17 protein-coding genes are annotated in these 14,678 nt (G+C 46.7%); all 17 read right to left on the bottom strand.

The genetic code is table 11. The features are described from left to right. Entirely contained in the window at window positions 1–1,386 is a 1,386-nt protein-coding gene (gene flhF, locus ACQ5BJ_RS10280; RefSeq protein WP_268622124.1) for a flagellar biosynthesis protein FlhF, read from the bottom strand. Then, a complete protein-coding gene (gene flhA, locus ACQ5BJ_RS10275; protein ID WP_005550570.1) occupies window positions 1,383–3,416 on the bottom strand; it encodes a flagellar biosynthesis protein FlhA in 2,034 nt (677 codons plus the stop codon). The genes flhF and flhA overlap by 4 nt, the downstream gene beginning before the upstream one ends. A 31-nt stretch (window positions 3,417–3,447) precedes the next feature. After that, on the bottom strand, window positions 3,448–4,584 hold the full coding sequence (flhB, locus tag ACQ5BJ_RS10270) for a flagellar biosynthesis protein FlhB (protein WP_005550571.1): 1,137 nt from the start codon (window positions 4,582–4,584) through the stop codon (window positions 3,448–3,450). Then, a complete protein-coding gene (gene fliR, locus ACQ5BJ_RS10265; protein WP_262866856.1) occupies window positions 4,581–5,369 on the bottom strand; it encodes a flagellar biosynthetic protein FliR in 789 nt (262 codons plus the stop codon). Before fliR ends, flhB begins: the two co-directional genes overlap by 4 nt. Window positions 5,370–5,380: 11 nt before the next feature. After that, window positions 5,381–5,650, bottom strand: coding sequence for a flagellar biosynthesis protein FliQ (fliQ, locus tag ACQ5BJ_RS10260; protein WP_005550573.1), 270 nt, complete (start codon window positions 5,648–5,650; stop codon window positions 5,381–5,383). A 34-nt stretch (window positions 5,651–5,684) separates the two neighbouring features. After that, a complete protein-coding gene (gene fliP, locus ACQ5BJ_RS10255) occupies window positions 5,685–6,437 on the bottom strand; it encodes a flagellar type III secretion system pore protein FliP (RefSeq protein WP_005550574.1) in 753 nt (250 codons plus the stop codon). 8 nt (window positions 6,438–6,445) lie between these two features. After that, on the bottom strand, window positions 6,446–6,985 hold the full coding sequence (locus ACQ5BJ_RS10250) for a flagellar biosynthetic protein FliO (RefSeq protein ID WP_005550575.1): 540 nt from the start codon (window positions 6,983–6,985) through the stop codon (window positions 6,446–6,448). A 4-nt stretch (window positions 6,986–6,989) separates the two neighbouring features. After that, window positions 6,990–7,352: a response regulator gene (locus tag ACQ5BJ_RS10245; protein ID WP_005550576.1), complete on the bottom strand. Its 363-nt coding sequence runs from the start codon at window positions 7,350–7,352 to the stop codon at window positions 6,990–6,992. A gap of 22 nt (window positions 7,353–7,374) precedes the next feature. Then, window positions 7,375–8,631 (bottom strand): flagellar motor switch phosphatase FliY, encoded by a 1,257-nt coding sequence (fliY, locus tag ACQ5BJ_RS10240; protein ID WP_430109840.1) that lies wholly within the window; start codon window positions 8,629–8,631, stop codon window positions 7,375–7,377. Continuing rightward, complete coding sequence (gene fliM, locus ACQ5BJ_RS10235; RefSeq protein WP_005550579.1) at window positions 8,621–9,619, bottom strand: flagellar motor switch protein FliM; 999 nt, start codon at window positions 9,617–9,619, stop codon at window positions 8,621–8,623. Before fliM ends, fliY begins: the two co-directional genes overlap by 11 nt. 48 nt (window positions 9,620–9,667) lie before the next feature. Beyond that, window positions 9,668–10,123, bottom strand: a complete 456-nt coding sequence (locus ACQ5BJ_RS10230) for a flagellar basal body-associated FliL family protein (protein ID WP_005550581.1) — start codon at window positions 10,121–10,123, stop codon at window positions 9,668–9,670. Then, window positions 10,120–10,344, bottom strand: coding sequence for a flagellar FlbD family protein (locus ACQ5BJ_RS10225; protein ID WP_005550583.1), 225 nt, complete (start codon window positions 10,342–10,344; stop codon window positions 10,120–10,122). Before ACQ5BJ_RS10225 ends, ACQ5BJ_RS10230 begins: the two co-directional genes overlap by 4 nt. A gap of 96 nt (window positions 10,345–10,440) precedes the next feature. Continuing rightward, complete coding sequence (gene flgG / locus ACQ5BJ_RS10220) at window positions 10,441–11,262, bottom strand: flagellar basal body rod protein FlgG (RefSeq protein WP_005550584.1); 822 nt, start codon at window positions 11,260–11,262, stop codon at window positions 10,441–10,443. A 144-nt stretch (window positions 11,263–11,406) separates the two neighbouring features. Beyond that, window positions 11,407–11,805, bottom strand: coding sequence for a TIGR02530 family flagellar biosynthesis protein (locus tag ACQ5BJ_RS10215; protein ID WP_005550586.1), 399 nt, complete (start codon window positions 11,803–11,805; stop codon window positions 11,407–11,409). After that, the gene (locus ACQ5BJ_RS10210) at window positions 11,802–12,341 is read right to left on the bottom strand and encodes a flagellar hook capping FlgD N-terminal domain-containing protein (protein ID WP_005550588.1); all 540 of its coding nucleotides are present in this window, start codon (window positions 12,339–12,341) and stop codon (window positions 11,802–11,804) included. Before ACQ5BJ_RS10210 ends, ACQ5BJ_RS10215 begins: the two co-directional genes overlap by 4 nt. A gap of 47 nt (window positions 12,342–12,388) precedes the next feature. Continuing rightward, complete coding sequence (locus ACQ5BJ_RS10205; RefSeq protein WP_005550589.1) at window positions 12,389–13,711, bottom strand: flagellar hook-length control protein FliK; 1,323 nt, start codon at window positions 13,709–13,711, stop codon at window positions 12,389–12,391. A gap of 27 nt (window positions 13,712–13,738) precedes the next feature. Beyond that, window positions 13,739–14,665, bottom strand: coding sequence for a MotE family protein (locus ACQ5BJ_RS10200; RefSeq protein ID WP_005550591.1), 927 nt, complete (start codon window positions 14,663–14,665; stop codon window positions 13,739–13,741). Between the last annotated feature and the right edge of the window lie 13 nt (window positions 14,666–14,678).

Genomic DNA, 14,678 nt, shown 5'->3' with positions numbered 1-14,678 from the left:
TCATGCACCTACTATTCGTCTTACCGCATCATCCACTTGAAATGGCTCGATATCATCAGGTACGTTTTGCCCTGTCGTCACATAGCTGAACGGAATTGTCGTCCGCTCAGCAAGCTCCAATACTGAACCGAATGTATCTGTTTCATCCGCCTTCGTGAAGATAATCCGGTCGATACGCTGTCTCGAGAAACGCTCCAATATAGCTATCATATCTTCCGTCTTGGAGGTTAAGCTCAAAACGAGAAATGTCTCGCTGTCTGGATACGGTCTGAGCATCGTATTCAACTCATTTACATACATGTCATTGCGGAAGTTCCGCCCAGCTGTATCCATAATGATGAGATCACAGCCCTGCAGCGCGCGAAGCGCCCGCTCCGTGTCATTTGGTGAGGTCACTACCTCCATTGGTACGTTCAGGATTGATGCATACGTTCGCAACTGTTCAACCGCAGCAATTCGATACGTATCCGAAGCAATAAGCCCTACCTTGCGCTGATGATGGAACATTTGATCCGCCGCCAGCTTCGCAATCGTTGTCGTCTTGCCTACTCCTGTTGGCCCTACTACGTACAAAATACGGGTAGCCGGTGTCAATCCATGAACAACATGCGACTGCAGCTTTTCCTCCACAATGTCTTTCACATAACCTCTCAGCACATCGGAGTCAGGTTCCTCTTCACGGTTTAATTTGCATTGCTCCCAAGCTTGTTGAACATACCCGTAAGCAGCCTCTTGTGACAGTCCCTGCAAACGAAGATGGCGCTCTACTTCCTGCGCGCTTTCTGACCATGAATCATAGTTGACACGCTCCATAACTTTACGCATCATCCGTTTCATTTCAGCCAATTCCTTTTGCAAATGCGGATCTGCCTGCTCTTCTTCAACCGATGTTATCGGAACAACGGAGCGCTCAGAACGTGCAAAAGGTAGCTGTACCGGGGGCTCAGTCGTATTTTCCTCTACCGACTCAACCGCCGCCAAATGCAAGGATGTCGGAGGATAAGCTGCTCCGTTGGAGGTTATAGATTGCTGTACACGGTTGGCTGCATCAGCATGTCGCTGTGCTATTCCTTGCTCCGCTGCATCCCTAGTAAGAACGCTGCCTCCAGTTCCTCCGTACATTGAACGGGCAACCGATGAAGGGATATATGATTGCATCCCTCCATTGCCAGAAATCTGATTCGATTGTGTGGGAGTCTTCACGGCAGGCTTGGTTTGTTCGTCGACAGCTGCAACTACCTCAATGGCCCGTTTGCGGAACATGCCAAGAATACCGCCTGTCTTAACCTCTTTAGTGCTGACAATGACCGCATCCTTGCCCAGCTCTTGCCTGATTTGACTCATGGCCTCCGGCATCGTTTCGACGAGGTACTTTTTCACCCTCATACATTCACCACTCCGACGCTTTGAATTTCAACATTTGGTTCAAGCTCATTGTAGGACAGCACCGGCACATCCTGCATTGCACGCTCCATCAACTGGCGCAAATACATGCGAATATTCGGAGATGCAAGCATAATCGGCGAATGTCCGGATTGAAGGAGCTTCTGAATCTGTTCGCTCATGCGCTGATATACTTGCTGTGTCGTATTCGGATCCAGAACAAGGTAAGAACCATGCTCATTTTGCTGCACATTCTCCGCAATTTTCTTTTCCAAGCTAGGCCCAATTGTAATAACACGCAGCGTCTCGCCTGGAGTTGAATATTGCTGTGTAATTTGTCGTGCTAGCGCTTGACGTACATATTCCGTCAACACATCCGGATCCTTCGTGTATGTACCGTAATCGGCCAGTGTTTCGAATATCGTTACGAGATCGCGAATCGATATTTTCTCTCGCAGCAACTTAGCCAAAACTTTTTGAACATCACCGATCGTCAATACATTTGGAATCAGTTCATCCACAAGTGCAGGATATTGTTCTTTAACAGTTTCAACAAGCGATTTTGTTTCCTGACGACCAATAAGCTCGTGTGCATGCTTCTTAATGATTTCGGTCAGATGCGTAGCCACGACGGAAGGCGGATCTACAACCGTATATCCTGCCAATTCGGCACGCTCCTTCATTGCATCATCCACCCATAACGCAGGCAGTCCGAATGCCGGCTCTACCGTTTCGATTCCTGATACCGATTCATCATCATAACCAGGGTTCATCGCCAGATAATGATTGAGCAGAAGCTCGCCGTGGGCTACCGCGTTACCCTTGATTTTGATAACATATTCATTCGGCTTCAGTTGGATATTGTCCCGAATCCGGATGACGGGAACGACTAATCCAAGCTCCAATGCACATTGGCGTCGAATCATAATAATGCGGTCGAGCAAATCCCCGCCTTGCTGTGTATCCGCTAGTGGAATGAGTCCATAACCGAACTCAAATTCAATCGGATCAACCTGCAACAGATTGACTACACTTTCTGGACTGCGCACTTCTTCAATTTGCAGCTCTTCTTCAAGCTGTTCTTCTTCGATTTGTCGTTCATCAATGTTCTTCTGCATCCGATACCCAGCAATCGCGAGAATAACGGCAAAAGGAATCGTAGAACCAATTCCAATTGGGGTAAGAAGACCAAGCAAAGCGATCGTTCCTGATACAATGTAAAGCAGCTTTGGATAGGCAAACATCTGCATTCGCAAATCTTCTGCCAAATTACCATCAGATGCTGCTCTTGTTACGATAAGACCTGCTGCAGTCGAAATGAGAAGCGCTGGAATTTGGCTGACGAGACCATCACCGATCGATAAAATCGAATACGTGGATGCCGCATCGCCAAAAGATTTGCCATGCATCGCCATTCCGATAATGAAGCCGCCAATCAGGTTAATAAGTAGGATGATGATACTTGCGATCGCATCCCCTTTTACGAATTTGCTGGCACCGTCCATGGCGCCATAGAAATCCGCCTCTCGACTAATCTTATCGCGGCGATCACGGGCCTGCTGCTCGTTGATAAGTCCTGCATTCAAGTCTGCGTCAATTGCCATCTGCTTACCGGGCATCGCATCGAGCGTAAAGCGTGCTGATACTTCAGCGACCCGCTCTGAGCCTTTCGTAATAACAATAAACTGTACAATGACAAGAATGAGGAAGACGACAAGACCAACTGCGATATTTCCTTGCGTTATCCACTCACCAAAGGTGGCAACTACGTCACCAGCTTCGCCATTCGTAAGAATTTGCTTCGTAGTGGATATGTTCAGCGCGAGTCGGAACAATGTCGTAATGAGCAGCATAGCCGGGAAAATCGAGAAGTTCAACGCTTCCCTCGTATTCATGGCAATGAGCAAAATCATGAGCGCGATCGATATATTGATTACGAGTAAAATGTCTAGCAACCATGTCGGTATGGGCAAAACCATCATGAGTACGATACCGATAATACCGACCAAGACGAATAAATCCCTCGTTTTCACGGAATGCACCCTCCATCCTTGAACAAATCAATCAATTGACTTTGCCTTTTAATTTGTATACGTATGCCAGTACCTCAGCCACGGCTTGGAACAAATCGGCCGGAACGGTTTCGCCAATATCGGCCCTTTGATACAAAGCACGGGCGAGCGGCTTGTTTTCCATCGTTATGACGCCGTGTTCCTTGGCAATCTGCTTAATACGGAGCGCGACGTAATCCTGTCCCTTGGCGATAATCTCTGGCGCATCCATCGCGCCGCCATCATATTTCAATGCAATGGCAAAGTGCGTCGGGTTCGTAATGACGACATCCGCCTTTGGCACCTCCTGCATCATGCGCATGAGCGCCATGCGTCGCTGACGTTCACGAATCTTACCCTTAATGAGAGGGTCGCCTTCGGTCTTTTTGAATTCGTCCTTAATGTCCTGTTTCGACATCCGTAAGCTTTTCTCGTATTCGTACCGTTGGTACATGTAATCCAAAGCAGCAAGCACGCATAACGCTGCTCCAATCTTCAATCCGAGCATAAGCGTCAAGTGACCCGTAAATGACATAATGTCATTCAATGGAACATGGGACAGCATGACAATCGTATCTCTCTCTCCCCACAATGAGGTGTAGACGATCACGCCGATCGTCGTAAGCTTCAAGATCGATTTCAGAAATTCAACTACGGAACGCATGGAAAAAATGTTTTTGAACCCTTTAATCGGATCAATCTTCTCTAATTTCATCTTCAACGGCTCGCCAGTAAACAGGAAGCCAACCTGCATATAGTTAACGACCAGTGCAATGACAATTGCTGCAATGAACAACGGTGCCATTATGATCATTAGCTTCATAAAAATAGAGCTAAAGTAACTAAGCACATTGTTTGCCGTTACATCCATGGTAAGCCGGTTTTGCAATACATCAGAGAATAATTCGACAATCCGATCCTTCATAAAGCCGCCGAGTGCGAACAAGCAAGAGAACCCTGCCAAGAGAATGAATGCTCCTGAGAGATCCATACTTTTGGCAACTTGCCCTTTCTTGCGTGACTCCTGTCGTTTCTTCGGCGTAGCTTTCTCTGTCTTCTCTTGCGAGAAAAGCTGCAAGTTCAGCTCATAACGTAGTGCATACGCGTGACGATTCGACTCATCTGTACGTATCTCGTGAAGCTGCTTCATCCTCTCGCCCCCATCATGCGTAACAACTGATCGAGCGCTTCGAACAGCGTAGAGAACAATTGCTGCAGTACGTATACAAGGCCTGGTACGACTAGCAGCAACATAAGAAGACCAACAATTAGCTTCAGTGGGATGCCCACGACGAAAATATTAAACTGTGGCGCTGTACGCGCTAGAAATCCCAGTGCTACATCAGTTAAAAACAATGCAACGATAAGTGGCGCAGAGACCTGAAACGCAATGATGAAAGCTTCTGTGAATGATTTCATAATGAAATCTGTAACATTCCCATTTGCAATTTGTGCGAAAAAAGCATTTTCATCCAGCGGAAGCCACTTAAAACTTTGCATAATTCCGTCGATAAAGTAATGGTGGCCGTTCATTCCAAGAAACAATAACACGACAAATATGTATTTAAAGTTGCCCATCACAGGTGAACTTGTCCCGGTCAAAGGATCAATGACATTAGCTATGCCGAATCCAATCTGCATATCAATGAATGATCCTGCTGTCTGCACAATGGAGAAGAACAGTTGAGCCAAATATCCAATGAGCAAACCTATTAATATTTCCCGGACAATATATACGATATAAGTTCCATCTGTTGGTACACTCTTGCCAAGCCCAAACAACAAATAGGCGATAACACTGACGAAGAATGCAAGCCCAATCTTGAAACGAATCGGCACGCCTCGGGAAGAAAAGACAGGGACGGCGACAAAGAATGCCGCAATTCGACACAGCGAGAGCAAAAAAACAGGGAAAGCTTGTACGAGCATTTCCATGGCTTCACTGCCTAACCGATATAATGATGCAAGTTATTTAAAATATTGTGCGTAAAATCCACGAGTGTCGTTAAAATCCAGGGTCCAAATAGCAGAATTACGATCATAACCGCCACAATTTTCGGCACGAATGCAAGTGTCTGCTCTTGAATTTGTGTCGTCGCTTGAAATATGCTTATCAGCAATCCTACGACTAAGGCTACTGCCAGCATGGGCGCGCCGACCTTAAGAACAGTAAACACAGCCTGTCCAGCCAGCCCCATTATAAATTCTGCACTCATGTTCATTCCTCCCGTTCGCCATGTCCCACTCGCGTCATGTATTGAAGCTCATGAGCAATGATTTCACTACGAGATACCAGCCATCGACGAGCACGAACAATAAAATCTTGAACGGCAGCGATATCATGACTGGCGGCAGCATCATCATCCCCATGGCCATAAGCGTACTGGCCACTATCATATCGATGACCAAGAATGGGATAAAGATCATAAATCCCATTTGGAACGCCGTCTTCAACTCGCTGATCGCAAATGCAGGCACGAGTACGGTTAACGGAATATCTTCATATGTTTTCGGTTTTTCCGTTTTGGTGTATTTCATAAATAAGAGCAAATCTTTCTCACGTGTATGTGAGAACATAAACTTCTTCATCGGAACAGATGCCTTCTCGAGCGCTTGGTTTTGATTCAACTCACCCTTTAAATACGGCTGCAGGGCAGTTTGGTTCACTTCACCAATGGTCGGGGACATCACAAACAAAGTAAGAAAGAGCGCCAGACCAATCAACACCTGATTGGGCGGCATCTGCTGCGTCCCTAGGGACGTTCGAACAAATCCCAAAACAACCACAATACGTGTAAAGGATGTCATCAGTACGAGTATTGCTGGAGCTAAGCTCAATATTGTAATAAGCAGCAATATCGATATCGATGATGCTCCCGGCTGTCCTCCGCCACCAACTTTAATGTCGATGTCTGGAATGATGGGAGATGCCATTGCCCAATGAGCTGACATGCTGGATACAAACAGTGCGACGGTTACAGATAGTAACAATTTTTTGTTCATGAATCCATCTACCGATCTTCTTTAATATCATCTTTTAATAGTTGCTCCACTTGCTCGCTGCGCTTCGGCATGCGTTCAAGCTTCTCGTGAAACATTTCATGAAATGAGACTGTGTCCGTCTCTTCTAGCTTCGTGTTACTGTCAACGTTGCGTCCATTGCGTCCAACCCGCAGACGCTCCTTCCACTCCGACCAGGAGGTTGGCCATGTCGCTGTCGGCTGCTCGCGTTCAAGCGCCGCGATGAAGCGTGCCGCTTGGGCCGGATCGGATATTTTATCAATGAGTGTAATATCTTCCCCGATGCCCAATACATAGACGACATCGCCAACTTCTACGATTTGCATCGACTTGTTCGGTCCGAGGCCGGTGCCGCCCAACGTCCGGATACTCTGGTTCAATTGCCACATTCGATTCTTGCGGCTCAACAGCTTGATGAACAGCACGATAAGCACGATAATGACGGCAAGCGACAACAACACGGTCAATAAGCTCGATAAATATCCATCGACACCAGATGATTGCATCAGTTGACCGCTGTCATTTTTCATACAATTACCCTAGCGTCTTCTTGATAGCTTCGATTACGCGATCAGCTTGGAACGGCTTCACGATGAAGTCCTTCGCGCCTGCTTGAATCGCATCGATTACCATGGCTTGCTGCCCCATAGCGGAGCACATAATGACTTTGGCGTTTGGATCGGATTTGCGAATTTCTTTAAGCGCTGTAATTCCGTCCATTTCCGGCATTGTAATGTCCATTGTAATCAGGTCAGGTTTATGTTCTTTGTACTTTTCGATCGCTTGCGCACCGTCCGATGCTTCCGCGACAACATCATAACCATTTTTAGTTAAAATGTCGCGAATCATCATTCGCATAAACGCTGCGTCATCTACGATCAAAATACGGTTTGCCATCGTTGAGAATCCTCCCCAAATCTTATTGTAGTTTTTGAATTCGATCCCACTGATTGATAATATCTGTGACACGCACGCCGAAATTTTCGTCAATAACCACAACTTCACCTTTAGCGATCAGCTTGTTGTTGACAAGAATGTCGACAGGTTCGCCTGCCAGCTTGTCCAGCTCGATAATGGAGCCCTGGGAAAGCTCCAAAATGTCTTTGATCTGTTTGTGTGTCCTACCTAATTCTACTGTGACTTTGAGTGGGATGTCCAACAATAAATTTAGATTTGATTCATCCGGTTGTTGGTATGGAGCCGACTGGAAATTTGCGAATTGCACAGGCTGCACATTCACATTCCGATTAGGCGCTGTCCCATATGCTGCAGCTTGATCTCTATGCATATCCATACCCGGCGTATGCATTGGAGCAGATGTATAAGGTTGCTGCATTGCGTGTCCTCCTCCCATTGGATCATAATGGCCCTGCATCGGCGGAACGTGAGATTCCATAGTTGGTGCAGTCATTGGCGGTTCATAAGCTGATTTTGCTTCTGGCTGCATTTCTGCAACTGGAGCTTTTGCAGCAGCCGCAGGTTCATCTGAAGCTGAGTCAAGAAGCAGAGAGATCATATTACGTGCAAATGGAACCGTTAATATTTGCATGATCGTGGAATCGATCAGGTCACTAATTGTCAGGCGGAATGAAACCTTAACGAGCACGTTATCATCAGGCAATGTGTCTACACCAGTTCCATTGGACATGTCCAAGATCCCGATCCCCGGAGGGGAGATATTTACCAATCGGTTAAATATCGTGGACATCGATGTTGCAGATGATCCCATCATTTGGTTCATCGCTTCTTGTACAGCACTAATATGAATTTCTGTTAAATCATGGCTTGTGTTTGTGCCGTCTCCACCCAGCATCAAGTCTGCAATTACTTGCGCATCCGATGTTTTAATAACGAGTGAATTTACACCCTCAAAGCCTTCCACATAACGCACGTGAACAGCTACATGCGGCTTAGGAAATTCATTTTCCAAGTTTTCACGCTGCAGCAGCGAAATGCGAGGCGTTGTGATCTCGACCTTTTTACCGAGCAGTGTGGACAATGCTGTCGCTGCACTACCGAATGTAATATTGCCGATCTCGCCCAACGCGTCAATTTGAATCGGGTCTAAAAACTTTTCAATGGAAGGAGTACCGGCTTCTTCGGCAGACGGTTCATCCGATGATCTCTTCAGCAACGCGTCAATTTCCTCCTGTGACAAGTAGTCCTTACTCGTCATGCTCTTCCACTCCTTCATCTACAACTTGCTCGATTTGTACTGAAATTCGATCCTTGTATACACCAGGTGTTCCTATGTATTTCTCGCGTTCGCCGACCCGGATCGACAATCCGCTGTCAACCGGCTTGTTCAACGCGATTACATCGCCAACGGCAAGCTGCATCAGCTCATGTACCGTAATTTGGGATGTCCCAAGCTCCACCGATATAGGCAGTTTTGCTTTTGTTACGCGCTGGCGCAATTTTTCGACTTCAATCGGTTCCCTTGTCTTCTTCTCCGACACGAACCAATGGTGTACGGAGAGCTTCGGCATAATCGGCTCAATGACGACATGCGGAATACACAAGTTAATCATCCCCGTCGTATCTCCAATTTTTGTGCTCAAAGAGATGAGCGCAATTGTTTCATTGGGCGATACGATTTGCATAAATTGTGGATTTGTCTCCAGTGCTTCAAGTCTTGGTTCAATATCAAGGACATTTTTCCAAGCTTCTTGCAAACTGTCGAACGCGCGGCTGAATATCCGCTCCATTACCGTCGTTTCAATCTCTGTCAACGCATTGATCTTCGATGGAGACATACCAGTACCACCCAGCATGCGATCCAGCATTGCAAAGGCTACGTTAGGGTTCACTTCAAGAACCATCCGTCCCTTGAACGGTTCAGCCTCAAAGATATTCAAAATGGTCATTTTCGGAATAGACCGAATAAATTCGTCATACGGCAGCTGCTCCACCTGTACGACATTGATTTGTACAAATGTCCTGAGTTGCGCAGAAAAATATGTTGTTAAATATCTGGCAAAATTCTCATGGATGCGTGTTAAGCTGCGAATATGATCCTTAGAAAATCGAACAGCCCGCTTAAAATCATAAGAGCGAATTTTTCGCTGCGTTTCCTCTTTTTTCAGCTCTTCGGCATCCATTTCTCCAGAGGACAACGCCGCGAGCAAGGCGTCAATCTCATTCTGTGACAGCACGTCAACCAATCGTTTCACCCCCTTACAGGAATCAACTACAACAGATGTAAGCGCCCCTTAGAGGCGTTGCATAATGAAATCAGTCAAGTCGACTTGGACGACCTTGCCTTCCGGCAACTGCTTATTAATCAATTCAAGCAGCTTGGAACATAATTGATCCTGTCCCTTCATGCCTTGCAGCTCTTCTGGCTTCATATCAGCGAGCGTGCGCAGTATGAGAGGCTTAATGCGAAGGTCTTTGATCTTGTCGAACTGTTCCTTGGTCTTCTTGCTGTCCAATTGAAATGCGAATCCTGTCAGCACAATATAGTCGTGATCCGCCAGGTTCGTCTTGATTTCATTCATACTGGACGTCATATCTACAATTTCATCGGCAGACAGTCTAGGTACGGCAATGTTCCCAGTTGGGGTTGCTTGTTTCCCTGGTGTTGTGTTCCATATTATAATGACTACCACTGCAATTAACGTGAGCGCTAGCAGCACCGTAATCATCCACGGCAGCATTCTTTTCATGGTTGACCCTCCGATAATTCTGTCTTCTTCGTTCCTGCAATAATGCCTACAGAACGTATGTATTGTTCAATACGGGTAATAACTTCTTGCCCTTTCTCCAGCACAATTACCTTTTTACCTGTCGTTAGGGTGATGTACGTATCTGGCGTCTCTTCAACGGACTCGATAAGAAGGGCGTTCACCCAAATAGGCGATCCATTCAATCTCGTAACAGATATCATTCTATTCCTCCTTTCGAGCGCCGCCCGTCATCCCGCAAGCTTGGCCATTACAGACACGGCTACCTGCGGGATTCAGGAAGCATTATCTGCTAATGCTTATCGCTTCAAATTAACAACCTCTTGCAACACTTCATCTGAAGTGGTGATGATGCGAGAGTTCGCTTGGAAGCCGCGTTGTGCAACGATCATTTCTGTGAATTCAGAAGTCAGATCGACGTTCGACATTTCCAATTGACCTGAAATGATAGCGCCTGTACCTGCTTCCGGATCGTTCGCCTCCGAAAACTCATCAAGAGTGCCACCCTCGATCGCATTCGGTGTCAAGCGGTACAAGTTGCCCCCAACCTTTTCCAGACCTTCAGGATTCGGAATTTTTGCAATACCGATTTTAACACCGGTTGCTTCCGTCGTACCGTCATCCTTCTTTGCTACGATTTCACCATTTTGCCCGATAGTGAAGGCAACGATCTCTTCATCCAGCGTAATTGGCTCACCACCTGCATCCAATACCCGCAAGCCGTCAGAAGTAACGAGTTGGCGATTGGCATCCAGATGGAAGTCACCAGCCCGTGTAAAGAAGGTAGCCCCATCTTCCCCCATGCGAACCGCGAAGAATCCATCTCCATCAATACGCAAGTCTAGCGGACGGTTCGTCGTCATCGCACTGCCGCCTGTATGAATATTGTCAATCGAAGCAACAACAGAGCCGAGTCCGATCTGCTTGGCATTGACGCCTCCTGTACCATCATCACCTGGTGCAGTTGTTCCTGATACCGTTTGGCTCATAATATCCTTAAAGGTTACACGTCCAGCCTTGAAGCCAGCTGTGTTCACGTTCGCAATGTTATTGCCGATTACGTCCAGCTTGGTTTGAAAGCCGCGCATCCCGGATACACCCGAGTACATGGATCGAATCATTTTTTTACCTCCGACTATTCATTATTCCGCTCACTTCAGTCGTTCCATGAGCGAAGGCCTCCTTAACGGTCCAGCCTTGTTATACAGCGTTCTTACCGCGTGTATAATCTTTCATCTTTGTTTCCTATTCACAACCAGTGAACATTAATTCATAAGAACAGCACTGTCTATTTGTGTAAAGATGTGATCCTGTTGAGATGCCTCGTCCAAAGCAGTAATCACCGTTCGAGATTGAACATTCACAATAAACGCCTGCTTATTGACTACAACCAACGACTGCTTAGCCCCTTTGGATTCTGCTTGTGAAATAGCCTGCTTCATTTTTTGCATGAGATCCGGCGTCATGGACATCCCGCGCTCCTTCATTCGAGCTTGCGCATGATGACTGAACCGAACATCCTCTTGCTTATGAAGCTCCTGACTCAGCAGCTGCTGGAACGGAGGGAGAGCATTGGTCTTTCCGTTCAAAGCCGTCCGCGAAGTTGAACTTGCCTGTACAGGACGAATCGGCGGCAAGTGTCCTAGCGGCCCATGGATATTCATGAGTTTTTCTCCACGGCTTGTTCCGGCTTGCTTGTCTTATTTCCATCCTCTTGTTCGCCCGATGGCATGCGAATTTCCGTAATGTACTTCATTTCGACTTCGTCCTTGCCTACTTTGGCATACATTTTATTATCACGGACTAATATTGAATCCACGATACCTGACTTGATTTGAGTCGTGCTTTCATTACCATCCGTGTCCGCTGCATCTTTTTGAGCGATCCAATTAATTTGCTTTCCAATCATATTGGAGGACATTCCAAGCGTCTGCTGCATCGTATTCATCTGCGTCGAAATATTCATCAACTGCTCAACAGAACTGAATTGCGCCATCTGTGCGATAAAGTCGCGATCCTGCATTGGCTGCATCGGATCCTGGTTTTGCAATTGCGTGATTAGAATTTTAAGAAATTCATCCTTGCCCAGCTTCTTCTCTTCCACACGTCCTGCCAAAGCCATATTGTCCTTGTGATAGTTCGGGAACGTTACGACTTTATGCAACTGATTGTTCGTGACACCATTAATTTCTCCCGGCACTTCCGCCCCTCCCTTCTCAATGCTTGCTGTTCTACATTGCGTACGATTTATACCGATGCTGAGAAGGTAGATTGACCATGAGCACGCAGTGCCTCTTTCACTTGCTCTTCATCTTGTATTAGCGCTGCTGCTTCTTCAATGGAAGCTGCTGCTGAACGCTGCTTTGATTGACGTTCTGACGACTGTTGTCGGTTAGCATTGGACTCTCTTTGTTCTTGGAACATCGATGAAGTCAAGGATGAAGCTGGCTGCTGCGCAACTTCAATCTTCTCAACTTGGATGCCTTGTGTCTGCAGCGCTCCGCGCAGCATTGACATCTGTTGCTCCAGCATTTCCTTCGCTAGTCCATGCTCCGTCATAAAACGAGCTGTCAATTGTCCATTATGCATCGTTAAGCGAATATCAACTTGTCCCAAATGCTCCGGATACAACGAGATTTTCGCTTCGGAAACACTTCCTAGCTTGCTGAAGCGAAGCTGCTTCACAATGAATCCAGACATTTCATTTGCAAATCGATCAGCATGAACAACAGGTGTAGATTTCGCTGTATTCAATCCGTCCTGTTTCATTGCCCATTGACCCGCCAGCATGACTTGTTGAACAGGCTGTCCTTCGTTGCTGTCCAATGTGGTTGGTTCCACAACAGCTCCTGATGCTGCTTGATTCGCTGTAGATGGACGAAGCAGTGCATTTAATTCGTCGATCCTTTTCACGACACCCTGCAATTGGCCATCCTCTTGCCCAGCGGCCTTAGATGCAGCCGCTTGATTCGCTCCATTTCCAGTAATGAACCGCAAAAGATCCTGATTCCCATCAACTTCTGAGCCAGTACCATTAGCAAGAAGCGCAGCACGCAGCATATGAGTGAATTGATGCGGTTCAGCATTGCCCTTTGGTGCTTCCAAATACGCCGCCAATTGAGCCAATACATCACGAACCGCTATTGTAATCGTCTCTGGCTGTGCAATCAAATTCTGAAACTGTGCTGAGTCTCCTTGCTGTCCTGGATTCTGCTGTTGTAGCCACTCGTGCGTCTGCAGAAGCCACTGCTGCAATGCAGCCATTAGTGCAGAGTCGGGATTTGCTGCAAGCTGCTCATCCAGCTGCTTAAGCGGCTCATCGAACCATTGATCAATGACCGCCGTTAACGCCTCCCCGTCTTCGGAGCCCAGCGCAGACAGAAGCTCATTTGAAGACATCATCGAGCTAAGCGAAGAAGACATCGTCGCTTCTCCTTCAGCCCCAGCACCGCCCATGCACTGAGCAAGGGTAGCCCAGAATCCACTGGCGCCAGTATCGCCTTTTGATTGAACACCGCTGAAAAAGGATGCTGCATTACCAGCTGATACGTTCGTAACCGTTCCTGACATGTTATCACCTCCTTCCGTAATTTACGGTTATTGGTTCGGCAATAATTTTGCAACTAATTTGGCAGTCTTTGTCTTGTCCAAATCAGTCATCGCATTGATTAATTTCGAGCGCGTCGCATCATCGACCGAGCTCAATACCGTCAATGCTTTGTCCGGGTTGATTTTTGCTGTTTCAAGCAGGAAGCTTGCCCCACTCTTCGGAGTCATGCTTGAGAATGTTTTGCTAAGTTGTGAGCGATCCAGCCCCGTTTGAGCCTCTTTCGTACTTTCGTTCTTCTTCAGTCTTGCTTGCAGAGCGCGTACTTCGAGATTGTCGGACGGCTTGATATTCTTCAACATCATGGATGCCTCAGCTGCCACCTTCGGATTCATCTTCTCTAGAACCTTGACTCGGTTATCCTGCTTCATCGCATTTAATACAAGCACAATTTCTTCCGTCGCCATGTTTTCTAAAATGGGCGCTGCCTTACTTGGCATCATCTTCGCATAGATATTCGCCAAATCCTTAATTTGTCGATCTGACTGCTCTTGGTTGGTTTGTTCTTCTTGGCGATTGCTCTTGAGCGTTTGCAGTTCATGCTTCAACTCGGCAACTTCACCCTCCAAAGTTTTACGCTTGTCCGCTAGAACCCGTAAATCCTGATCTTTCGAAGTAAGCAATGCCTTCAATTCAGTTATTTGATCAGACTGTGCCTTAGCGTCATCCTGTTTCGCTTTCTCTTTTTTCTCTTCCTTCGCTTTTTCCTTCGTTGCCTCGTCTGGAGTGACCCATTTATTCACGATCGGAATTTCACTCGCAATCGACACCAACTGGTTGCGCCAGTTTGCATTAAAAAGCGTCAAGAGCACGCCGATAAGAATAATCGCGAAAATAATTGGAGTTACAAAGAACAAAAACCGCTCAAAACCTGAATAATTACTTTCTTTCTCTTCTTCTGTCATTATCTCTGACACTGCTATCCCTCCT

It is taken from the genome of Paenibacillus sp. B1-35 (genome assembly GCF_050474385.1).
Classification (GTDB): Bacteria; Bacillota; Bacilli; order Paenibacillales; family Paenibacillaceae; genus Paenibacillus_B; species Paenibacillus_B alvei.
Note: the sequence above shows the minus strand (reverse complement) of the source record. Positions and strands in the feature narration are given on the sequence as shown.